Annotated in this window: 24 protein-coding genes; 13 read left to right on the top strand and 11 right to left on the bottom strand. The window is 69.2% G+C overall.

Annotated features, from left to right (window positions below):
- Positions 1 to 43 precede the first annotated feature (43 nt).
- Genes GGQ62_RS10790 through GGQ62_RS10780 form a run of 3 tightly spaced genes read right to left on the bottom strand, consistent with a single transcriptional unit; the run spans position 44 to position 4,856 of the window.
- The gene (locus GGQ62_RS10790) at positions 44 to 2,161 is read right to left on the bottom strand and encodes a M3 family metallopeptidase (protein ID WP_152577316.1); all 2,118 of its coding nucleotides are present in this window, start codon (positions 2,159 to 2,161) and stop codon (positions 44 to 46) included.
- Positions 2,162 to 2,173: 12 nt separating this feature from the next.
- Positions 2,174 to 2,818, bottom strand: a complete 645-nt coding sequence (locus tag GGQ62_RS10785; RefSeq protein WP_152577719.1) for an HAD-IA family hydrolase — start codon at positions 2,816 to 2,818, stop codon at positions 2,174 to 2,176.
- A gap of 52 nt (positions 2,819 to 2,870) precedes the next feature.
- The gene (locus tag GGQ62_RS10780; RefSeq protein WP_152577317.1) at positions 2,871 to 4,856 is read right to left on the bottom strand and encodes a DUF2075 domain-containing protein; all 1,986 of its coding nucleotides are present in this window, start codon (positions 4,854 to 4,856) and stop codon (positions 2,871 to 2,873) included.
- Positions 4,857 to 4,953: 97 nt separating this feature from the next.
- Between GGQ62_RS10780 and GGQ62_RS10775 the strand changes: the two genes are divergently transcribed.
- On the top strand, positions 4,954 to 5,886 hold the full coding sequence (locus GGQ62_RS10775; RefSeq protein ID WP_152577318.1) for an alpha/beta hydrolase family protein: 933 nt from the start codon (positions 4,954 to 4,956) through the stop codon (positions 5,884 to 5,886).
- Here GGQ62_RS10775 and aroB read toward each other — a convergent pair whose 3' ends face one another.
- Together aroB and GGQ62_RS10765 are read right to left on the bottom strand one after the other, a co-directional pair.
- Positions 5,887 to 6,990, bottom strand: a complete 1,104-nt coding sequence (aroB, locus tag GGQ62_RS10770) for a 3-dehydroquinate synthase (protein WP_152577319.1) — start codon at positions 6,988 to 6,990, stop codon at positions 5,887 to 5,889.
- Positions 6,987 to 7,577, bottom strand: coding sequence for a shikimate kinase (locus tag GGQ62_RS10765; RefSeq protein ID WP_152577320.1), 591 nt, complete (start codon positions 7,575 to 7,577; stop codon positions 6,987 to 6,989). Before GGQ62_RS10765 ends, aroB begins: the two co-directional genes overlap by 4 nt.
- A gap of 123 nt (positions 7,578 to 7,700) precedes the next feature.
- Between GGQ62_RS10765 and GGQ62_RS10760 the strand changes: the two genes are divergently transcribed.
- From GGQ62_RS10760 to GGQ62_RS10740, 5 genes are read left to right on the top strand one after another with little or no spacing between them, the layout of a single operon-like run.
- Positions 7,701 to 9,485 (top strand): hypothetical protein, encoded by a 1,785-nt coding sequence (locus tag GGQ62_RS10760; RefSeq protein ID WP_153401204.1) that lies wholly within the window; start codon positions 7,701 to 7,703, stop codon positions 9,483 to 9,485.
- Positions 9,482 to 10,384: a tyrosine recombinase gene (locus GGQ62_RS10755; RefSeq protein ID WP_279379632.1), complete on the top strand. Its 903-nt coding sequence runs from the start codon at positions 9,482 to 9,484 to the stop codon at positions 10,382 to 10,384. The genes GGQ62_RS10760 and GGQ62_RS10755 overlap by 4 nt, the downstream gene beginning before the upstream one ends.
- Before the next feature lie 7 nt (positions 10,385 to 10,391).
- Positions 10,392 to 11,156, top strand: coding sequence for a LamB/YcsF family protein (locus GGQ62_RS10750; RefSeq protein ID WP_152577322.1), 765 nt, complete (start codon positions 10,392 to 10,394; stop codon positions 11,154 to 11,156).
- Complete coding sequence (locus GGQ62_RS10745) at positions 11,156 to 11,812, top strand: 5-oxoprolinase subunit B family protein (protein ID WP_152577323.1); 657 nt, start codon at positions 11,156 to 11,158, stop codon at positions 11,810 to 11,812. Before GGQ62_RS10750 ends, GGQ62_RS10745 begins: the two co-directional genes overlap by 1 nt.
- Positions 11,809 to 12,804 carry a 5-oxoprolinase subunit C family protein gene (locus GGQ62_RS10740; protein ID WP_152577324.1) on the top strand — a complete coding sequence of 332 codons (996 nt, stop codon included), beginning with the start codon at positions 11,809 to 11,811 and terminating at the stop codon, positions 12,802 to 12,804. Before GGQ62_RS10745 ends, GGQ62_RS10740 begins: the two co-directional genes overlap by 4 nt.
- 5 nt (positions 12,805 to 12,809) lie before the next feature.
- Here the strand turns inward: GGQ62_RS10740 and GGQ62_RS10735 are convergent, their stop codons facing one another.
- The 3 genes from GGQ62_RS10735 to GGQ62_RS10725 form a co-directional block, all read right to left on the bottom strand.
- A complete protein-coding gene (locus GGQ62_RS10735) occupies positions 12,810 to 13,469 on the bottom strand; it encodes a M48 family metallopeptidase (RefSeq protein WP_152577325.1) in 660 nt (219 codons plus the stop codon).
- Positions 13,470 to 13,594: 125 nt separating this feature from the next.
- Complete coding sequence (locus tag GGQ62_RS10730) at positions 13,595 to 14,032, bottom strand: YcgN family cysteine cluster protein (protein WP_152577326.1); 438 nt, start codon at positions 14,030 to 14,032, stop codon at positions 13,595 to 13,597.
- Positions 14,022 to 14,621 (bottom strand): SCO family protein, encoded by a 600-nt coding sequence (locus GGQ62_RS10725; RefSeq protein ID WP_152577327.1) that lies wholly within the window; start codon positions 14,619 to 14,621, stop codon positions 14,022 to 14,024. Before GGQ62_RS10725 ends, GGQ62_RS10730 begins: the two co-directional genes overlap by 11 nt.
- Positions 14,622 to 14,698: 77 nt before the next feature.
- Between GGQ62_RS10725 and GGQ62_RS10720 the strand changes: the two genes are divergently transcribed.
- The 3 genes from GGQ62_RS10720 (at position 14,699) to GGQ62_RS10710 (ending at position 17,234) form a co-directional block, all read left to right on the top strand.
- The gene (locus GGQ62_RS10720; RefSeq protein ID WP_243446079.1) at positions 14,699 to 15,310 is read left to right on the top strand and encodes an ankyrin repeat domain-containing protein; all 612 of its coding nucleotides are present in this window, start codon (positions 14,699 to 14,701) and stop codon (positions 15,308 to 15,310) included.
- Positions 15,311 to 15,399: 89 nt separating this feature from the next.
- Positions 15,400 to 16,674: an ActS/PrrB/RegB family redox-sensitive histidine kinase gene (locus tag GGQ62_RS10715; protein WP_152577328.1), complete on the top strand. Its 1,275-nt coding sequence runs from the start codon at positions 15,400 to 15,402 to the stop codon at positions 16,672 to 16,674.
- 5 nt (positions 16,675 to 16,679) lie between these two features.
- Positions 16,680 to 17,234, top strand: coding sequence for an ActR/PrrA/RegA family redox response regulator transcription factor (locus GGQ62_RS10710; RefSeq protein ID WP_152577329.1), 555 nt, complete (start codon positions 16,680 to 16,682; stop codon positions 17,232 to 17,234).
- A gap of 15 nt (positions 17,235 to 17,249) precedes the next feature.
- On the opposite strand, the gene GGQ62_RS10705 is transcribed toward GGQ62_RS10710, so the two are convergent.
- Entirely contained in the window at positions 17,250 to 17,756 is a 507-nt protein-coding gene (locus GGQ62_RS10705) for an SH3 domain-containing protein (RefSeq protein ID WP_167649582.1), read from the bottom strand.
- Between the two features lie 46 nt (positions 17,757 to 17,802).
- Between GGQ62_RS10705 and GGQ62_RS10700 the strand changes: the two genes are divergently transcribed.
- Both GGQ62_RS10700 and GGQ62_RS10695 read left to right on the top strand, forming a co-directional pair.
- A complete protein-coding gene (locus GGQ62_RS10700) occupies positions 17,803 to 18,810 on the top strand; it encodes a 2-hydroxyacid dehydrogenase (protein WP_152577331.1) in 1,008 nt (335 codons plus the stop codon).
- A 115-nt stretch (positions 18,811 to 18,925) separates the two neighbouring features.
- Entirely contained in the window at positions 18,926 to 19,330 is a 405-nt protein-coding gene (locus tag GGQ62_RS10695) for a host attachment family protein (RefSeq protein WP_152577332.1), read from the top strand.
- Position 19,331: 1 nt separating this feature from the next.
- Here GGQ62_RS10695 and GGQ62_RS10690 read toward each other — a convergent pair whose 3' ends face one another.
- Positions 19,332 to 19,997 carry an NrsF family protein gene (locus GGQ62_RS10690; protein WP_152577333.1) on the bottom strand — a complete coding sequence of 222 codons (666 nt, stop codon included), beginning with the start codon at positions 19,995 to 19,997 and terminating at the stop codon, positions 19,332 to 19,334.
- Positions 19,987 to 20,601, bottom strand: a complete 615-nt coding sequence (locus GGQ62_RS10685; protein WP_341533740.1) for a sigma-70 family RNA polymerase sigma factor — start codon at positions 20,599 to 20,601, stop codon at positions 19,987 to 19,989. Before GGQ62_RS10685 ends, GGQ62_RS10690 begins: the two co-directional genes overlap by 11 nt.
- A gap of 157 nt (positions 20,602 to 20,758) precedes the next feature.
- Between GGQ62_RS10685 and GGQ62_RS16625 the strand changes: the two genes are divergently transcribed.
- Together GGQ62_RS16625 and GGQ62_RS10675 are read left to right on the top strand one after the other, a co-directional pair.
- Positions 20,759 to 21,019, top strand: a complete 261-nt coding sequence (locus GGQ62_RS16625; protein WP_194163364.1) for a YMGG-like glycine zipper-containing protein — start codon at positions 20,759 to 20,761, stop codon at positions 21,017 to 21,019.
- Positions 21,016 to 21,288: a glycine zipper domain-containing protein gene (locus GGQ62_RS10675; RefSeq protein WP_207791811.1), complete on the top strand. Its 273-nt coding sequence runs from the start codon at positions 21,016 to 21,018 to the stop codon at positions 21,286 to 21,288. Before GGQ62_RS16625 ends, GGQ62_RS10675 begins: the two co-directional genes overlap by 4 nt.
- Positions 21,289 to 21,299 lie beyond the last annotated feature (11 nt).

Raw genomic sequence — 21,299 nt, 5'->3', positions numbered from 1 at the left:
TCAAAGCCGAAACGGCGTTGGCAACAGGTTGTCGCCCAGCCCCTTATTTTACCGGAAAGCCGCGCTTTTCCAGATAGGCCTTCACCTCCGGATCGCGCCCGCGGAACTTGCGGAACGCCGCGCCGCGATCGCTGGTGTTGCCGGTCGCCAGAATGACGTCCTTGTAGCGCTTGGCGATTTCCGGATCCCAGGGAACCTTTGATTCCGCGAACGCCGCCCAGGTGTCGGCGTCCATGACTTCCGACCAGAGGTAAGAGTAATAGCCGGCGGAATAGCTGTCCGACGAGAACAGATGGCCGAACTGCGGCAGGCGATGGCGCATCACCAGCTGCGGCGGCATCTTCAGCGCCGCCAGCGTCTCGCGCTCGAACTTGTCGGGGTCGACGACGCCATCGGGGGTGGTGTGCAGCGCCATGTCGACCAGTGCGCTCGACAGATATTCGGTCACCGCAAAGCCCTGGTTGAACTTGTCGCTGGCCTGGACCTTGTCGATCAATGCCTGCGGCATGGCGGCGCCCGTCTTGTAATGGCGGGCGAACTTGTCGAGCACTTCCGGCGTCAGCACCCAATGTTCGTTGAACTGGCTGGGATATTCGACAAAGTCGCGCGGCATGCCATGGCCGGGATATGTCTGCTGGATGCTGAGAAAATGCAGCGCATGGCCGAACTCGTGGAACAGCGTCCGTGCGTCATCCAACGAGATCAGCACCGGCTCGCCCTTGGGGCTTTCCGTGAAATTGTTGTTGTTCGACCCCAGGATGGTCACCGGCCCATCGAACGTCGACGGCGTGCGATAGCTGGTCATCCACGCGCCGGAGCGCTTGCCGGCGCGGGCGAAATCATCGCGATAGAACAGCCCGACAAAGCCGCGCTTGCCATCGCGCACTTCCCACACCCGCACGTTCGGCGCGAACACCGGCACCGTGCCGGTCACCTCCTTGAAGGTGAAGCCATACAGCTTTTCGGCGGCCCAATAGGAGGCGTCGATGATGTTGTTGAGCTCGAAATAGGGCTTCAGCTCGGCCTGGTCGAGATCGTAACGCGCCTTGCGAACCTTTTCGGCGTAGAAGCGATAATCCCAGGGTGCGATGGTGATCCTGGCGCCTTCCGCATCGGCGATCTTCTGCATGTCGGCGACTTCTTCGCCGACCCGCGCGATCGCCGCCGGCCAGACGCGCAGCATCAGGGCGTTGGCGGCGGCGGGGGTCTTCGCCATCGTGTCCTGCATCCGCCAGTCGGCGTGCGTGGCAAAGCCGAGCAATTTCGCCCGCTCGGCGCGCAGCTTGACGATCTCGGTGATGACGGCGTTGGTGTCGTTCTTGTCGCCATTGTCGCCGCGCGCGACGAACGTCTTCCAGACCTTTTCGCGCACGGCGCGATCGGTGGCGAAGGTCAGCAGCGGGTCGACCGCCGATCGCGTGTTGACGACGAAGATCTTGCCCGGGCTGCCGCGCTTGTCCGCCGCGGCCTTGTAGGTGGCAATCGTCGCTGCCGGCACGCCGGCCAGCGACGCCTCGCTGTCGATCACCGTCCAGGTGTTTTCATCGGCGAGGAGCTTGGCCGAAAAATCGCTGAACAGCGCCGCCAGCCGCTCGTTGATGCGGCCCAGCTCGGCCTTGCCCTTGGCGTCGAGCCTGGCGCCGGCGCGGACATATTGGTCGTAATAGCGCTTGGTCAGCCGCACCTGTTCAGGGGTAAGCCCGGCCGGATTCGCGTTGACGGCGGCGATGCGCGTGAACAATTTGTCGTCGAAGCTGATCTTGTCATCGGCGACGGCGAATTTGGGCGACCATTCCTTGTCGAGCGCTTCCCAGCTGTCGTTGGAGACATTCGACGTCATCACGCTGAAAATGCTGCCGACACGGTCGAGCTTCTGGCCCGAGCGCTCCAGCGCGGCGATGGTGTTCTCGAACGTGGCGGGCGCCGGGTTGGCGGTGATCGCATCGATCTCGGCCTGGCGCGCCGCCAGCGCGGTGACGAACGCCGGTGAAAACAGCTTCGGGTCGGCCTTGTCGAACGGCGGCAGGCCTTCATAGGGCCCGGTCCAGTTCCACAGGATCGCCGGGTCGGCCGCCCTGCCAGTCGCTTTGTCCACAGCCGCAGCGAGCGCCGGCATTGCCATCGCAGCAAGGCAGGTCGCGGCGAGCAAAGTCTTGATCATCAACACATTCCTTCAGAAATTCATGCCCAGCAGCCGCCCCAGTTCCGCCAGCGCCTGGTCCTCGCTGCTCACCTTGATCGCCGTCATGCCCAAAGCGGCGGCGGGTTTGCAGTTGATGCCCAGGTCGTCGAGATAGACGCACGCTGCCGGCGCCACGGCGAGCGCATCGGTCATCATCATATAGATGCGCGGGTCGGGCTTGCGCACCCCGGCCTTCGAACTTTCGATGACATGGTCGAAGCGCGCCAAGATCGCTGCCACCTGTTCGGACCCGGCGGCATCGCGCGCCATGCCCGCGCCCTGCCCCACCGGCGCGTTGTTGGTGATGCACCCCAGCTGCAAGCCAGCGGCGCGGCAGGCGTCGAGCGCCGCCACCATCCGCGGCCGCACTGCGCCGGACAACAGGTCGAGCACGTCCCGTCCGCGAATGTCATGGCCGGCCGCTGCCGCTTCGGCGGCAAACAGCGCGTCGAAGGCTGCGCCGTCGATCTCGCTGCGCTCCAGCCGCGCCCAGGCGTTGCTGTCGGGATTGGTCGCATTGATCGACCGTATGGCATTGTGCGGCAGGCCGTTCGCTGCCTCCCAGGCATTGAAGGCGTCGAATGGCGAACTGGTGATGACACCGCCGAAGTCCCAGATCACCGCCTTGAACACCATCATTCCACCCCGGTCTTTTGCGGGCCCTTAGGCACGCGCACGGCGCCGGTCGTCAAGCCTGCACCACCCCGCACGCGGCCAGCCAGGCATCGATCGCGTCATACTCCGCTGGCGGCCGCGTCGCATCGGCAGCGTCGCCGCGCGGTACGAAGATGACCATGCCCTGCCGCGCCCGCGTCAGCAGCACGCGATAGGCATTGCGCACATAGTCGGCCCGCCCGATCCCGGCATCGCTCTCGGCGATATTCTGCCATTTGGTGCCGTGAAAACGCCGCGCCTGCCAGCCATCGCCGCGGCGCAGGTTAAGGTCCCACGCCACCGCCGCCCAGTCGAGTTCCAGCCCCTGGACATCGAACTCGGTCGCGGCATCCTCCAGCGCGTTCGACGATCGCACATCGTCGCCGGGGTTGAGGAACCAGTCGCAGACGTCGATTCTGGCCTTCACGAACAGGCCTTCGGGTTTCAGCCGCAGCGCATTCGATGACGCCAGCAGCCCGGCACGCTCCCCCGCGCGGCGATGGTCGCGCAGCCAGGCGCGGGCTGTCGCCAGGTCGCGGGTCCGCACCAGGGGGAAGGCGGCGGGGTCGGGACGCACCGCCCGCGCCGCTTCCGCGTCATGACCCAGCAGCGCTGCCACGAACGCCGACACTTTCTCGGCGCGGAAGGACCGCACCGACACGGCCAGATGCAGCGCCGGGTCGGGCACCGCGACGCGCTGCCCCAGATGCCAGCGCAACCCGGCATCGAGGCCGCCGTCCGCCGTCAACAGATGCGGCGGCATATGCACCTGCCAGTGGCGCAGATCGCCTTGCAATGCCCGCACCCATTCGCCGACGCCCGCTTCGCCGCGGTTGATCTCCTGCCCTTCGCCGATCAGGCAGACAACCACGCACCAATCCCGGTGCCGGTCCATGACCGACAGCAGGAACGCCGGTTCGGACTGGTCGAACCCGGGTTGGCCGCGCTTCTTGCGCATGAAATCGGCGGTCATCGCCCGGTCCCAGGCGCGCTGCGCCTCGTCGAATACCACGACATGTTCGGACGGCACCTTGGCCGATTCCAGATATTCGTCGCGGAAATGGTGGACATTCTGCACGAACTTGTCGCGCGCGCGTTCGACGCGGTGGCGGCCATCGGCGTCGCCGGGATCGGGCCGACCATGCCGGGCGCGGACGTCGCGCCGCAAGGCCTCGCTCAGGACATCGACGAGCGGACCATTGCCCGACAGGAAGGTCGCATCCTCGCCGACATCGGCCGCCAGGCGTCCGCAAGCAATGTTGAGCCCGGCCAGCGTCTTCCCCGCCCCCGGCACGCCGGTGACAAAGCAGATCGCCTTGCCGCCACGTGCCTTCATGCGTTCGACAACGGCCTCGATTGCCGCTGCCGTCAGCGTCAGATTTTCGGCGCCCGCCTCCGACCGCGAAATCGCCGCAACATCATGGCCGCGATACAGCGCCTCGGCAGCCTCGATGATCGTCGGCGTCGGGCGATAGCCGCCCGCCGCCCAGGCGAGCGCATCGATTGCCGGCGCATCACCCCCGCCCAGGAACTGGCGAAGCGTCGGCAACACGTCGCCGGGGCTCAACCGCAGCGGATCATGGACTCGGTCGGGCGCCCAGAAGCCGAAGCCCAGCTGCTGCGGCGGCGCCTCGGTGGCGATCAGCATCGGCACGATCGCCAGGTCATGGCTCGCAACATGGAAGTTCTTCAGGTCGAGCGCATAGCCATGGACCTGTTCGACGGCATGGCGCGGAAACCCCCGCTCCCCGACCTTGTATTCAAGAACGAACACCAACCCGGCCGCGACGATCACCGCATCTGCCCGCCGTCCCATGCGCGGAATGGCGAACTCCAGGAACAGATGCGCGCCGGGCAGGTGCGCGGCAACAGCCTGCAGATGGTGGATCTGGACCAGCCAGGCGCTGCGCTGCGCCTGTTCGACATCGAACGGCAGCGCCTGCGCCAGCCGGCCGAAAATCGCCATCGGATCGGCTGCGGCGAAATCTGCAGCAGCAGCGTCGTGATAGGCGCGGGACATTGGCCTGGCGTGCCAGGGCCGGCCCAACGCGGCAAGGGCATGATGCCGCAATCCGGTCTATATCGGATGCATCGTCCATGATCGAGAAGCTCGACGCGTGATCCTCGCCCTTGTTCTCGCGGTTTCTGCCGCGACGCCGTCCCCGATCACCTGCACCGCCGTCTGGCGCGATGCCGCGCGCAACCGCGACGTGCCGGTGCGGATCACCCTGCCCGCCGGCAAGGCCCAGGCGCCGGTGGTGTTGTGGAGCCCCGGCCTTGGCGGCGATGTCGGCGGTGGTGGCGTCTGGGCGGCGGCCTGGGCCCGGGCCGGACTTGCCGTTGTCCAGATGCAGCATCCCGGCAGCGACGGTGCCGTCTATCGCGCCGGTGGCACGCCGGAGGAGCGCCGCGCGCGCGTCGCCGCCGGCACCCGCCCCGACCAGCTGTTGGCGCGCGTCGGCGATACCGGCTTTGTCCTCACCGAGCTTGGCCGGCGCCGCCGCGAGGGCGCCTGCGACCTGGCGCGCATCGACACCGATCGTGCCGCGATCGCCGGGCACAGCATGGGCGCCTGGGTGGCGCAGGCGGTCGCCGGGCAGCGCTTCGGCGGCCGTGCGACGCTGGTCGACCGGCGCTTTCGCGCCGCCGTTGCCTTTAGTCCCACCGGCGACCCCCGGGCGTCGGCGGGGCCGCCGGCGTTCGTCGGCGTCGGCATCCCGTTCCTGTCGATCACCGGCACGTTCGACGGCGCGCCGCAATCCGCAGACCCGGCGCAGCAGGTGGCAGCACTGGCGGCGCGCAGCGCGCCCTACCAGTCTATGCCGGCCGATGGCAGCAAATGCCTGCTGGTGCTGGGCGATGCCACGCATATGATGTTCAGCGGCAACACGCTGACCGCCGCCGCCGCCATGACCGCGCGCCATGTCCAGGATGTCAGCAGCCGCGCCGCCACCAGCTTCCTTGTCACCGCGCTGGCCGGCAAACGGCCGGACCTGACCGAAACCGTCACCCCGCTGCTGGTGCCCGGTGACAGCCTTGGGTGCAAATAGCTACGCCGCCACGACGCCGGACAGAAATGCTTCGACCGCGTCCAGCGGCACGTCGCGCGCCACGAACGCCTGGCCGATGCCGCGCGCCAGGATGAAGGGCAGCGTACCGGCCTTCATTTTCTTGTCCTGCCGCATGTGGTGGAGCAGCCGGGCCGCCGGCGCCGCCAGCCCCAGCCGCTGCGGTGACAGCTCAAAGCCACAGCTGGCCAGATGCGCCCGCACCCGCGCCGCATCCGCCGCCGGGCACAGGCCGCGCGCCGCCGAAAGGTCGAACGCCAATGCCATGCCGAGCGCGACGCCTTCGCCGTGCAGCAGCCGGTCGGAAAACCCCGCCTCCGCCTCAAAGGCGTGGCCGAAGGTATGGCCGAGGTTGAGCAGCGCCCGCACATCGCCGGTCTCGCGCTCGTCTTCGGCGACGACCGCCGCCTTGGCGCGGCACGACACGGCAATGGCATGCGCCTGCGCCGCGGCATCGCCGGCCAGCAGCGCGGCCGCATTGGCCTCGCACCAGCCGAAGAAATTCGGGTCACCGATCAGGCCGTATTTAACGACTTCGGCATAGCCGGCGCGCAGTTCGCGCACCGGGAGCGTCGCCAGCACATCGGGATCGATCAGCACCAGCGCCGGCTGGTGGAAGGCGCCCACCAGGTTCTTGCCTGCCGCGGCATTGATCGCGGTCTTGCCGCCGACCGACGAATCGACCTGCGCCAGTAATGTCGTCGGCACCTGCACAAAGGCACAACCGCGCCGCAGGATGCTGGCGGCAAAGCCGGTCAGGTCACCGATGACCCCGCCGCCCAGCGCCACGACCGCGTCGCTGCGTTCCACCCCCAGCTGCAGCAACCGCTCGGTCAGCAGTTCCAGCGTCGCCCAGTCCTTGGTCGCTTCGCCCGGCGGCAGCACGATCTCGTCGACCGCCAGCCCGGCCGCGGCCAGCCCGGCGACAAAGGCCGGCAGGTGCAGCGCCGCCACATGGGCATCGGTCACCACCGCCAGCCGGCCGCGCGGCGCCAGCCGGCCGAGCAGCGGCGCTGCATTGGCGAGCAGGCCGGGGGCGATATGGATGGGGTAGGCGCGCGCGCCCAGGGGCACTTCGACGATCATCGGCTGATATCCGCATTGGCCGCAGCGAGCGCGGCGAGAATGGTATCGACGGTTTCGACATGCGGCCCGCGCCGGCTGCCGACATGAATGGGCGCCTGAGCGTAAATCGGGTTGCGGACGGCGGCGAGTTCGGTCAGCACTTCGGCCGGGTCGCGGTCCTTCAGCAATGGCCGGGTATCGCGGCGCCGCACCCGCTCGACCAAGGTCGCGACATCGGCATCGAGCCACACCGCGAGCGTGCGCGCCAGGATCAGCGCACGGGTATCGTCCTGGATGAAGGCACCGCCGCCGGTGGCAATCACCTTGGGCGCGCCATCGATCAGCCGCGCGATGACGCGGCGCTCGCCGTCGCGAAAATGCGCCTCCCCAAAGCGCGCGAAAATTTCGGACACGGCCATGCCGCTGGCGGTCTCGATCTCGGTATCGGCATCGACAAAGGGCAGGTCGAGCCGCGCCGCCAGCCGGCGGCCGATGGTCGTCTTGCCGACCCCCATCAACCCCACCAGCGTGATCGGCCGGGCAGCGGCGGCGCGCAACAGGGCCGCGCGCTCCGGCTCCGGCGGGGGGATTTTTGCGTCGCACTCCATCTCGCCCCCCGCTATACACGTGTCACGGCGTGACGAAAGCATGGCCGCGCCGCGGTTTTCCGGCGCCCGCGCCGACGTGTGGCCCTTTCTGATCGACGGCAACAAGACGGCACCCGGCACAGCATGACACCATCGCATCGCGCGCAGCTTTTCCTCGGCATGGCCGCGCTGGCGGTCGGGGCGGGGCTTGCCGGGCCGGTGACGGGACAGCCGGCGGCCCCGGCCGACACGCCGACGGCGGCGCCGAAATCGCTGTTGCCCGATGAATTCGACGTTCCGGCGCGTCCGGCCCCGGTGGCACCGCTTTTGCCCGGCACCGATGCGCCCACTGTCGTGGCCCCGCCGCCACCGCCGCTGCTGACAGGGCCGGTTGCCGATGCCAGCGACACGACAGCGCTCACCGATCCCATGGCGCCGCCAGCGACCGGGCGCGACATCACCGTCATCGGCCCGCTCACCACCGCTGCCGGTGGTTATGGCGTCGGCACCTTCGTCGGCTCGCGCGGCCGCTTCCTCGCCGGCCTTGCCAACCGCATCGACGCGCCTATCGGCTCGCGCTGGGCCGCCATCGCTCTCAACCGCGCGCTGCTGAGCGAAAGCGCCGCGCCGTCGGATATCCGCCCGGCCGATTGGGTGGCGGTGCGCGCCTGGCTGCTGACCCGCATGGGCGAGGTCGAAGGCGCCAAGCGGCTGGTCGATTCGGTGCCGGTCGATCGCTACAGCCCGGCGCTGTACCGCGTCGCCGGCCAGGTGGCGCTCGCCGCCGGCGATATCAGCGGCCTGTGCCCGATCGCCGGCAACGGCCAGTTGCTGTCGCGCGACGTGATGTGGGACCTGGCGGTCGGCATGTGCGCGGCGCTGCAGGGGGACGACATCACCGCGGCCCGGCTGTTCGACGCGCTGGCCGAGGACGAAAAGCGGGTCGAACCCTTCGACGTCCGGCTCGGCGAGCGCGTCGCCACCATCGCCGGCGGTGCCGGTCGCGCAGCGAACATCGATTGGGCGGAGGCGCCCAGGCTGACGCCGTTCCGCTATGCCGTCGCCACGGCAACGGGGATATCGGTCCCGGCGAACAAATTGGCAGGGCTGGGCCGGGCGCGTTTCGGCTGGCTGGTGCGCAACGCCGGCATCGGCGCCGAAACCCGGCTCGAATCGCTCGGCCAGGCCGCTGTCCTGGGGACCATGTCGGCGACCGAACTGGTCAGCGGCGTCGCCGCACTGGCACCCGCCGATGCACCCGGCGACAGCCGCGCCGGCCGGCTGCGCACCGCCTTTGCCGGGGGCAGCCTCGGCAACCGGCGTGACGCCCTTGCAGCGATCATGGCGTCGGGCGATGGCAGCACCCGCTATGCGGCATTGCTGGAAGCGGCGACGGCCGCGGCCCGCCTGCCGGTGACGGCCGACAGCGCCGACGCCAGCGCCGACATCATCGCCGCCCTGCTCGGCGCCGGCGACACCCGCGCCGCGCTGCGCTGGTGGCCGATTGCCGACAAGGCGGCGGCACCCGTGCGGGCGCGGGCCTGGGCACTGCTGGCAACCGGCACCGGCGGCGTGCCGATCGACGCCGACGCCTTCGAAAGCTGGCGCAGCGACACCTCGGCGACCGACCACCAGGCAGCGATGCTGCTCGCCGGCCTGGCCGGGCTAGGCCTTGCCAGCGGCGCCGACTGGGAAGACGCACGCGGCGAACTCCTGCCTGCCACCGCCAACAGCTGGACCCGCGCCATCGACGCCGCCGCCGCCGGCCGCCGCGCCGGGGAGGCGATCATCCTGTCCGCCACCGGCTTGCAGGGCGCCTGGAAGGACGTGCCGCCGCAGCATCTCTATCATGTCGTCGCGGCGCTCAACCGCGTCGGCCGGCCGCTGGAGGCGCGGCTGGTCGCGGCGGAAGCCGTCACCCGGTCGTGACGCCGGGATCCGACGCCGGCCTGATCGCCCTGTTTCTCGACATGCTGGCGGCCGAGCGCGGCGCCGCGCGCAACACCCTGCTCGCCTATGGCCGCGATCTCGAACAGGCGAGCGGCTGGCTGGGTGGCGGCCTCGCCGATGCCGATGCCCAGGCCTTGACCCGCCTGTCCGGCCATTGGGCCGGGCTGGCGCGGTCGAGCGGGGCGCGCAAGGCATCGGCGGTGCGGCAGTTCTTCGCCTTTCTCGCCGCCGAAGGGCTGCGCGCGGACAATCCGGCGCGCGACCTCGCCAGCGCCCAGGCCGCGCGGCCGTTGCCGAAGTCGCTGGACCCCGCCGATGTCGGCCGGCTGTTCGCGGTGCTGGACGCGCGGCTGCACGCCGATCCCGACCCGCGCACGCTGCGGCTCGCAGCACTGGTCGAGCTCCTCTATGGTTCGGGGCTGCGCGCCACCGAGCTGGTGTCGCTGCCGCGCCACGCGGTGCGCCCGGGGCGCGGGTTCCTCGTCGTTCTCGGCAAGGGTGACAAAGAACGGCTGGTGCCGATCGGCAGCCGCGCCGATGCCGCCGTGGCGGCCCATGCCGCCCATGTACCGGCCGATTCGCGTTATTTGTTCCCGTCGCGCGGCGGGCATTTGCACCGGTTGCGGCTGTACCAGCTGGTCAAGGAACTCGCCGCCGACGCCGGCATCCCGCCGGAACGGGTGTCGCCGCATGTGCTGCGCCACGCCTTTGCGACGCATCTGCTGGAAGGCGGCGCCGACCTGCGGACGTTGCAGACGCTGCTCGGCCATGCCGATATCGCGACGACGCAGATCTACACCCATGTCGCGGCGCGGGCGCTGGTCGAGCTGGTGAATGCCCGCCACCCGCTCGGCAACGGCGCCCGGCCCGTGGCATGATGGCGGCATGACGACGATCGATCTCAACGCCGACCTCGGCGAAGGCTATGGCCCCTGGACGATGGGCGACGACGCGGCGATGCTCGATGTCGTCAGCAGCGCCAATGTCGCGTGCGGCGGCCACGCCAGCGATCCGGAAACGATGTTTCGAACGCTGGAACTGGCCAAGGCCCGCGGCGTCGTCACCGGCGCCCATCCGAGCTATCCCGATCTGGCCGGCTTCGGCCGGCGCCGGCTGCCGATGCCGCCGGCCGAGATCGAGCGTTTCGTCGCGGCACAGGTCGGCGCGCTGATCGGCGTCGCGGCGCTGGTCGGACAGCCGATCGCCTATGTGAAGCCGCATGGCGCGCTCGCCAATGTCGCCGCCGACGAGGCGCCCGTGGCGGCGGCGATCGTGCGGGCGGTGCGTGCCATCGATCCGGGCCTGGCCGTGCTGGCGATTTCGGGGACGGTGCTCGAACGCCTCGCCCGCGATGCCGGGGTGTCAGTGTTCAGCGAGGTTTTCGCCGATCGCGGCTATGCGCCGGCCGGGACATTGGTGCCGCGCGGCACGCCGGGGGCGATGATCGCCGATGAAGGCGCAGCCGCTGCCCGACTGTTCGGCTTTCTCGACAGCGGCCTGATGCCGACGGTCGGCGGCGATCCGGTGGCGCTGGCGGTCGATTCGGTCTGCATCCATGGCGACAGCCCGCACGCCGTGGCAATGGCACGGCATCTGCGCGCGGCGTTCGTCGATCGCGGCATCGCCATCGCGCCGTTCCTGCCGCGCTGATGGCCCCGACCGTACAGCCGGTCGGTGACACGGCCGTCCTGCTCGGCTTTGGCGACGCCATCGACCCGGCGGTGTTCGACGGCATCCTGGCGCTGGAGGCCGCGATCATCGCCGATCCGCCACCGGGCCTTGTCGAAACCGTTCCCGCCTATGTGACGCTGCTGATTGTCTTCGATCCGCTGGTCACCGATGGCGAGACGATCGCCGCAGCAGCGCTGGCGCGCACCGGGACGGCGCGGCCGACGACAGGTGCGCTGCACTGGATCGCGATGTGCAGCGACGCCCATCTGGCCCCCGACCTTGCCGATGTCGCCGACCGGGTCGCGATGCCGGCCGCCGATGTGCTCGCCGCGCATTTCGCCACCGAATATCGCGTCTACATGTACGGCTTTGCCCCCGGCTATGCCTATATGGACGGCGTCGTGCCGGCGTTGCAGCTGCCGCGCAAGCCGGTGCCGGTGCGCAGCCGGCCGACGGGATCGGTGATGATCGCCGGCGGCCAGTGCCTGATCACCACCCTGCCGATGCCGACCGGCTGGTGGGTGATCGGCGCGACGACCACACAGGTGCTGCGGCCCGACGGCTTCCTGTTCCAGCCCGGCGACCGGGTGCGCTTCACCCCCCAGCCGCGCGCCGACTTCGACGCCAGAATATGACCAGCGCCGTGCTTCTCGTCGAACAGGCGGGGCCGCTGACGACGATCCAGGACGCCGGGCGCTTCGGCCATCTGCGTCACGGCGTCAGCTGGTCGGGGCCGGTCGAGCCGCTGGGCTTTGCCGCCGCCCGCACCGCCATCGCCAGCCGCGGTGCCGCGATCGAATTGTCGCACGGCGGCATTGCGCTGCGCTGTGTCGAAGGCGCGGTGACGTTCGCGTTGGCCGGCGGCGATTTCACGGCGACGATCGATGGTGCGCCGCTGGGTGGCTGGACGACGGGCGTGCTGACCGCAGGCGCGCGGCTGGTGGTGCGCGATGGTGCGGCCGGCAACTGGGCGACGCTGGCGCTGGGCGGCGTCCCAAATTGCCCGGCGTGGCTCGGCAGCAGCGCGACGCTGGCACTGGCCGGGCTGGGCGGCGGGCGGTTGGTCGTCGGCGACCGGCTGACGGTCGACGCCGACCCGATCGGCGACGCCGTTGCCCGTCCGTTCGCACCGCCGCCGGCGGAGACCGGCCCGATCCGCGTCGTCCTCGGCCCGCAGCTCGACGCCTTTGCGCCCGAAACTGTCGCGGCGCTGACCGGCGCGGACTTCACCGCCGCGCCGGCGTTCGACCGGATGGGGATGGTCCTCACCGGGCCGCCGCTGGTGCCGCTGGCGCTGACGATGTTGTCATCCCCCACCATCCGCGGTGCCATACAGGTCAATGGCGCCGGCACCGCGACGATCCTGCTTGCCGACCACCAGACCACCGGTGGCTATCCGCGCATCGCCACGGTGATCAGCGCCGACCTGCCGCGCGCCGCGCAACTGCGCCCCGGCCAGCCCTTGCGCTTCGTCGCGATCAGCGCCGCCGAGGCGGTGGCAATCGCCCGCGCCGCCGCCTTGAGACGTACGGAATGGCTGAAGAGGGTCGCTACCGCCGATACGCTGCTCGACCGACTGCTAGCCGCCAATCTCATCGACGGCGTGGTCGACGCGCGCGAAGAATGAAGCGCCTATCGACCGGGGTCCGGGGCTTGAGGCCCCGGTTCTTCCCGCCCAACCCAATGCAGCCCTGCCCCATGCGCCTTCAACCACGCCCGCGCCGCGCGCTCGTTCGGGTCGAGCTGGCGCAGCAGCGCATGGAATTGCGGACCATGATTGGGGTGGACCAGGTGCGCGACCTCGTGCGCGACGACATTGTTGCGGACCATCGGCGGCGCCAGGATCAACCGCCAGCTATAGGCGATGCGGCCGGCGGTGGTGGCGCAGCTGCCCCAGCGCGCCCGCGGGTCGGCAACGCGGACCTGGGCGACCGGCCGCGCGACCATCGCGGCATAGCGGTGGGTGGCGTCGGTCAGTTCGGCGAGCGCCGCCGCCTTCAACCAGCGCAGGGCGCGGCCGGCGAGCATGGATTGCGGCCCGCCGACGAACAGCAGGTCACCCTCCCGGCGCGGTGTGCGGGCATTGTTCGGCGCCCATTCGAGGTGAAGCGTGCCGCCGTCAAACGGAATCGCGGCACCCGGCACGAAGGGCAGCGGCGCCGGCCAGCGCGCCACCTGGTTGCACAGCCAGCCCTGGTGGTCGGCGAGCAGTTGCGCCGCCGCAGCCGCACCGCCGCGCGCCGGCAGGCCGAGCCGGACGACGCCCTGCACCGGGTCGGCGCGCAGCCGCACGCCCTTGGCGACGGCGCGGCGTTCGATGATGAGGGGCAGTTCGCGCCCGGCGACTGCGATCGTCGCCGGCAGGCGCGGTGCCGTGACAGCGGGGCGGTTCGACCCGCCGAGCAGGCCGAATAGCGTCAGAGCTCTTCCTCGATGATATGGTTCTCGAGGTCACCGGCATCGTCTTCGCTGACCGTCTTGCCGCGCACGGAAATGCCGGCTCGGTGGACCGAATTGGGGTCGCCGCTGACCAGCGGGTGCCAGTCGGCCAGCCCCTGGCCGTTGAGGACGCGCAGATAGGCGCAGGACGACGGCAGCCAGTCGATGCTTTCCAGCTTCGATGGCGTCAGCCGCACGCATTCGGGCACATGCGCCTTGCGGTTGGGGTAATCCTTGCATTGGGCGGTGCGCGGATCGAGCAGGCGGCAGGCGACGTTGGTCGGGAACAACTGCCCGGTTTCGTCATCCTCCAGCTTGTGGACGCAGCATTTGCCGCAACCGTCGCACAGGCTTTCCCACTGCGGCCGGGTCATCCGGTTCAGCGGCACCGTCTCCCAGAAGGGCCTATCGGACATAGGTTTCGAGCATTGCCGTCACATCGGCCGGCGTGCTGCCGTGCGGCAGAAAGGCGATCGGCGCGCCATCGGGGCCGAACAGGTAGATTACGGCGAAATGGTCGACGAGATAATTGTCCGGGTCGCTGGTCGCGACCTTCTTGGCATAAATGCCATAGGCCTTGCGCGCCGCATCGATGGCGGCCGGGCTGCCGGTCAGCCCGACAAGGCGCGGGTGAAAGGCGGCGGTGAAGGCCTTGACCGCCGCCACGTCGTCCCGTTCCGGATCGACGGTGACGAAGATCGGCGTGACACGTGCACCGCGCGCCGGCTGCCCCTTTTCGAAATCGGCGAGACCGCGGGAAATATAACCGACATCGGTCGGGCAGACATCCGGGCAGAAGGTATAGCCGAAGTAGATCAGCCGATACTGGCCGGCGTAATCCTTGTCAGTCACCGGCTTGCCGTCCTGGTTGGTCAGCGCAAAGGCGCCGCCCAGGCTCGACCCGGCCAGATTGCCCGAAGGCGGCGCGTTGAAGCGCATCCAGGCAATGCCGATCGCCAGCAAGGCGGTGACACCGAGCATGATCCACAGGCTGCGGCCGGTCATTGCGACCTGTTCATCGGGCGTTGTCGGGACTATGCGAGGGCATTGGCACGAAATAGGGTGGAGGACGGCAATTGTCGATGTGGCGCATGGGACGCATGATGCGCGGTCTTGGCATGATTGCCGCACTGGTCGGGCTGGCAGCGGCACAGCCGGCCGCAGCGCAGTTTTCCGACGCTTATAATTTTCTGAAGGCCGTGCGCGACAAGGATGGCGGCAAGGCCACGCAGTTTCTCGACAAGCCGGGGAACACCATCGTCAACATCCGCGACAATGACACCGGCGATACCGCGCTGCACATCGTTACCCGCCGCAGCGACTTGCCGTGGATGGGGTTCATGATCGGCAAGGGGGCCAACGTCAACGCCAAGGACGGCGAAGGCAGCACACCGCTGATCATCGCCGCGATCTCGCGCTTTTCCGAAGGCATCGACCTGTTGCTCAAGGCCAAGGCCCAGCCCGATGTCCAGAACCGGCTGGGCGAGACCGCGCTGCTGAAGGCGGTGCAGAACCGCGACACGACATCGGCCAAGCTGCTGATCGACGCCGGCGCCAACCCCGACATCGCCGACAGCAGCGGCATATCGGCCCGCTCCGCCGCCACCGGCGACCCGCGCGCGGCAGCGATCGCACGGATGCTGAAGGACGTCGCGGTGCGCACGAACCGGCCGGTGCAGGGGCCCACGCGTTAGGATCTAAGCACTAAGGGCAGCGACAGGGCACTGCCGCCTGTTTCTTTGCCGCATGGCCCTGCCTGCGACATCGGCCTAAGGCAGACGCAATGGAACGACCGTCGATTGCAGCCAGCGCCTTTGACCGGCCGGGCGTACGCGTTCGCACCCTGGCGACGCTGCGCTGGATCGCCATTTCGGGGCAGTTCGCGACGCTGATCGTCGTCGGCCTGTATCTGCGCTTTCCCCTGCCCTGGCCGTCGCTTCTTGCCGCGGTGCTGGCGTCGGCGGTGCTCAACATCGGCCTGACGACGCTTTATGGCCGCAACGCCCGGCTTGAGGGGCGCGACCTCGTCCTGCACCTGGCTTTCGACCTGTTGCAGGCCGGTGTGCTGCTGCTGTTGACCGGCGGCCTGTCCAACCCCTTCGCCGTGCTGCTGATCGTGCCGGTGACCATTGCCGCCACGCTGCTGCCGGCACGGCAGATGGGCTATCTGGGGGTCTTTGCCGGGGTGGTGCTGGTGGTGCTGTGGTTCTGGGCCAAGCCGCTGCCCTGGGCCGGGCCGCCGATCGAGTTCCCCGAAGTCTATCAATGGGGGGTCGCGGTGTCGCTGGCGCTCGCCATCGGCTTTCTCGCCATCTATCTCTGGATGGTCTCCGCCGAGGCGCGCGACCGGGCGCGGGCGCTGGTCGCGACCGAAGCCGCGCTGACTCGCGAATCGCGCATGTCGGCGCTCGGCAGCCTGGCGGCGGCTGCCGCGCACGAGCTTGGCGGCCCGCTCGGCACCATCACATTGGTCGCCCGCAGCCTGTCCGACGCGCTGGGTGACGACCCGGAATTCGGCGAGGATATCCGCCTGCTCGAATCCGAAGCGGCGCGCAGCCGCGCCATCCTCATTCGGATTGCCAAGCGCGCCGAAGCCGAGGACCCGTTCGCCGAACTGGGCCTCGATGTCCTGCTCCACGAAGTCGCCCATGCGGTCACGCCGGCGCGGGTGCCGATCCGCGTTGTCGCCCCGACCCCGCAGCCGCTGGTGCGGCGGTCGCCCGAGCTGCTGCACGGGTTGCAGAACCTGGTCGCCAACGCCATCCGCCACGCCGGATCGGCGGTGGAACTCCACGCCGCATCGACCATGAGCGAAGTCCGCATTACCGTTCTCGACGACGGCGCCGGCTTTGCCGACAATATTCTGCCCCAGCTGGGGGAACCCGATCTGGGGCCCTCGCATTCCGGGTCGGGCGGCACCGGCCTTGGCATTTTCATCGCAACGACCCTCATCGAACGCACGGGCGGCCGACTGGCGTTCAGCAATCGCAACAACGGCGGCGCCCAGGTGGACGTGCGCTGGCCGCGATCCCATATCGAAGCGGCCCATCAGGAGTGAACATCATGGCAAGCGTTCCAGCCGAAACCGAAACCGCGGGCATCCCGCTGCTGCTGTGCGACGACGACGCGCCCTTCCGGCAACGTCTGCAGGTGATGCTGACGCGCAAGGGCTTCGCCGTCACCGCCGTCGGCAGCCTGGCCGAAGCACGGGTGGAAGCGGCAAAGCTGCGCCCCAGCCACGCCGTGGTCGACATGCGGCTCGATGATGGCAACGGGCTCGACCTGGTCACGGAACTGCGGGCGCTGTCACCCGATGTGCGGATCGTCGTGCTGACCGGCTATGGCAACCTCGCCACCGCTGTCGCCGCGGTAAAGGCCGGCGCGGTCGATTATCTCGCCAAGCCGGCCGATCCCGAGGACATCGTCCGCGCCCTCAGCGCCGAAGCGGGCGCCCGCCCGGAAGCGCCGCCGGAGCCGATGTCGGCCGACCGGGTGCGCTGGGAGCACATCCAGCGCGTCTATGAACTCTGCGACCGCAATGTGTCGGAAACCGCGCGCCGGCTGAAGATGCACCGGCGGACGTTGCAGCGGATTTTGGCGAAGCGGTCCCCGAAGTAGCGATTTCGTCCGCAGCTACCCCCCGATGACCTCATTGGGGTAGGTGCCGAACAACTGGTTGCGCAGGATATAGCCCGATCGGCCATCGTTCGACACCCGGCACCACATGTTTTCGCACAGGGTGATCGTCACCACCGTGCCGGGTTCGATCCGCCAGGCAACGCGCGACTGGAGGTCGGGCGCGACATAGAGGGTGCGCACCGAATCGCGGACGAAGCCGGTCCGCACGCCGGTGAGCAGCGATTTGTTCATCCAGCCGATCGTGCCATCGGGGTCGCGCACCTGGCGCCAGATCTTGTATTCCTTGATGATTTCCAGCGGCAACCCCCGCCGCTTATATTCCCACAGGATGGGAAAGCGCTCCTCGGGCCCCGATCGCATCATCGCCGAATTGGACTTCAGCGAGACAAAGCGCGGCACCGGCAGCGTCGTCGTGCCGTCGGCGCGCTCCTCCCCGGCGGCAAGGCCAGGGGCGGCGGCGGTCAGCAGCGCGGCAAGCAGCGAAAGGCGGATCGTACGCATCGCCGTGTCTTGACGCACCGGGCGGCGCGGGGCAACCCTTTCGGCCATGGCACCCCCTCCCACCCGTCCCCAGGCGCGACCGCGGCCCAAGGTGATCGTCACCCGCCGGCTGCCGCAGCTGGTGGAAACGCGGATGGCGGAACTGTTCGATGTCGAACTCAACCTGAGCGACGAACCGATGACCGCCGCCGCGCTGGCAGACGCCGCAGGCCGCTGCGACGTGCTGGTGCCGACGGTGACCGACGAGATCGACGCCGCCGTCTTCGCCAATTCCGGCCGCTTGAAACTTCTCGCCAATTTCGGCGTGGGTGTCGATCATATCGATCTCGGCGCCGCGCGGGCGGCCGGGGTTGTCGTCACCAATACGCCCGGCGTGTTGACCGACGACACCGCCGACATGGTGATGGCGCTGATCCTGGGCGTCCCGCGCCGGCTGGCCGAAGGTGAAAAGCTGGTCCGCGCCGGCGAATGGAACGGCTGGTCGCCAACCGGCATGCTCGGCCACCGCATCACCGGCAAGCGGCTCGGCATCATCGGCATGGGGCGTATCGGCCGCGCCGTCGCCACGCGCGCCCGCGCCTTCGGCCTGACCGTCCATTACCACAACCGCCACCGCCTGCCCGCCGAAGTCGAAAGCGCGCTGGAAGCGACATGGTGGGACAATCTCGATGCCATGCTGGCGCGGGTCGACATCATCACCATCAACTGCCCGCACACCGCCGAAACCCACCATCTGGTCGGTGAACGGCAATTCGCGCTGATGCAGCGGCAGGCCTATATCATCAATGCCGCGCGCGGCGAGATCGTCGACGAGAACGCGCTGTGCGAGGCGCTGACGGCGGGGCGGATCGCCGGCGCCGGGCTCGACGTGTTCGAAAACGAGCCGGCAATCGACCCGCGGCTGCTCGATCTGCCCGGGGTCGTGCTGGTGCCGCACATGGGCAGCGCCACGTTCGAAGGCCGGCAGGCGATGGGAGAAAAGGTGATCGCCAACATCCGCGTCTGGGCGGACGGGCACCGGCCCCTGGACCAGGTTCTGGAAGGTTGGGCGTAGCGGCGCCGCGCCTGACGCCCGCCCGCCGTCTTTCACTGGCGCCCGTCGACGCAAGGCATTAGGGACCGATCGGCTCGCCCGCGCGTTGGCTCCGGGCAACACCAGAGGAAATCACATGCTTATCCCCCATGGCACCATTGTCGCCGTCGCCGACGGCGAGATCCTGAACCTGTTCCGCAACGGCGGCGATGAAGCCGGACCGAAGTTGACGCCCATCCCCGACGCCGACATTTCGAGCGACAACAAGGGTTCGGGCGGACGCCACCAGTCGAGCAGCGCCAACCCCGACGACAGCCAGCAGAACGAGGACGGTTTTGCCGCGGGCATCGCCGCCATGCTCAACAAGCGCGTTCTCGACGGCAAGATCGAAAACCTGATCATCGTCGCCGCACCGCGGACGCTGGGCGAGCTGCGCAAACATTATCACAAGTCGCTTTCGGCGATCCTGCTCGGCGAAGTCGCCAAGGACCTGACCGGTCATTCGGTCGCCGATGTCGAAAAGAGCCTCGCTGCCGCCTGACCTACCACCGGGCGAGGCGCGGCAACAGCAGCCGCGCCAGCCCGGCCACCACCAGCACGGCGCCGCCATACCAGGCAGCGATATAGACGACATCGAGATGCGGGCAGTGCAGGGCAAAGACGAAGGTCGCCAACCCTGCCGCCCCCAGCCCCGCGGCCACCGCGGTCCGCCCCGGGCGTGTCGGCGCCCCGCGCTGCACCAGCAGCCCCAGGGCCAGCAGCAAGGGCAGCGCCAGCAGCAGGATGTTGGCAAGGCAGTCCAGCCCCTCGCGCCACTCCAGCCGCGCCGACAACTCCGACGTACCCGGTATCGCGGCATCGATCCGCCACCCCACCGCCATCACGCCGGCGGCAGTGATCGCAGTGGCGCGCCACAGCGACGCCTGACGCCGCGCCATCGTCAGCGCCGGATCGAGCGAGGCGAGCAAGAACAAGACCGAAGCCGTCCCGATCAGCCCGAAGCCGAGCAGTTTCCACCAGAAGGCCGGGCTTTCCAGCAGCCACGGCAAGTCCGGATTGGCCCCGCGCCACAGCCCGAACACCAGCATTTCGGCGACCACCAAGGCCGCGACACGCCATGCATCGCGCATCGGCCGGGGCGGAGTGACAATCACCAGATCGGCGACCAGACGATCGATCAGCCGGTCGGGGGCAGGCTCAATCGTCATCGACGGCGCTTTCGACAAGACGGGCGAGGCGGCCGAGCCCGCGGTGGATGTTGACCTTGACCAGCGCCTCGGACTGGCCGGTCAGCGCCGCGGCTTCGGCGATGCTGCGCCCGTCGAGCTTGACCAGGCGGATGGCGTCAGCCTGGGCCGGTTTCAGCATGGCGAGCAGTCCGGCCAGCGCCGTGGCACTGGTAACGGCGCGGTCATGCCCGGGGGTAGACAGCGTGTCCGGCAAGGCGTCGGCCGCTGTGCGGCCAGCACTGCGCAGACTGTCGATCCATTTGTAGCGCGCAATGCCGGCCAGCCAGGGTCCGAACGGGCGCGCCGGGTCATAGGTATGACGCTTGTCGTGAAGGGCAATCAACGTCTCCTGCACGGCATCTTCCACCGCTGCCGGCGGCAGCCGCCGCCGGAAATAGCGCAGGAGCCAGGGACGCAGTTCGCCAAGCAGGCGGCGATAGGGCGCAGCCTCGCCGCGTTGGGCAGCCGCCATCATGGCGCCCCAGGCGCGCACATCGGGATCGGTCGTCGGCGCCATCAACGCAAGCAGACTAGCCGCTGTGCCCGGCAGCGGGAATGGCCCGATGGCGGCTTCAACCGCCACGAAGATCAGCGCCTGTCATGACATGGTGCATTTCGCTTGGGAGCGCGGCGCGGTTACACCGGCGGCGGGCTTAACGTTACGTTTCCGATGCGCTATATTGCCTCAGCGGCGGAGGATTTTCGTTGCTGATGGCATTGATGGCAGAAGGAATGGCACCGTGACGGCAAATCTGAAGATGATTTCGGCAGCGATTCTGACCACCATCGGGCTTGCCGGCTGTGCGACGCACACCGGCACCGGCGCAGCAACCGGTGCAGCCGGCGGCGCCGCGATGGGCGCGATGACCGGCGGCAGTGCCGTCACCGGCGCCGCGATCGGCGCGGCGGGTGGCGCGATTGTCGGCGGCGCGGTCGATCGTGACGTCAATTCGGGCAAGTGCTTCCAGCGCGGAGTCGAAGTCGCCTGCCCGCCGAAGTGAGGCAGCCGGCAATCGCGCGGGCGGCCATCATCGGCGCGGCCGCCATGACGCTGCTGACACTGCCGGCCTGCCGAACGGCGAAGGCCACCGGTGCGGTGGCAGGTGCCGTCGGCGGCGCGGCCGTGGGCGGGGCGACGGCCGGTGCCCGCGCCACCGGCGCAGCAGTTGGTGCGGCGGGCGGCGCGATCGTCGGCGCGGCGGTCGACCGCAACGCCAATGCAACCCGCTGTTTCGATCGCGGCGTCGAAGTCGCCTGTCCGCCCGAATAGGCCGCGCTTCG

It is taken from the genome of Polymorphobacter fuscus, from assembly GCF_011927825.1.
Classification (GTDB): Bacteria; Pseudomonadota; Alphaproteobacteria; order Sphingomonadales; family Sphingomonadaceae; genus Sandarakinorhabdus; species Sandarakinorhabdus fusca.
Note: the sequence above shows the minus strand (reverse complement) of the source record. Positions and strands in the feature narration are given on the sequence as shown.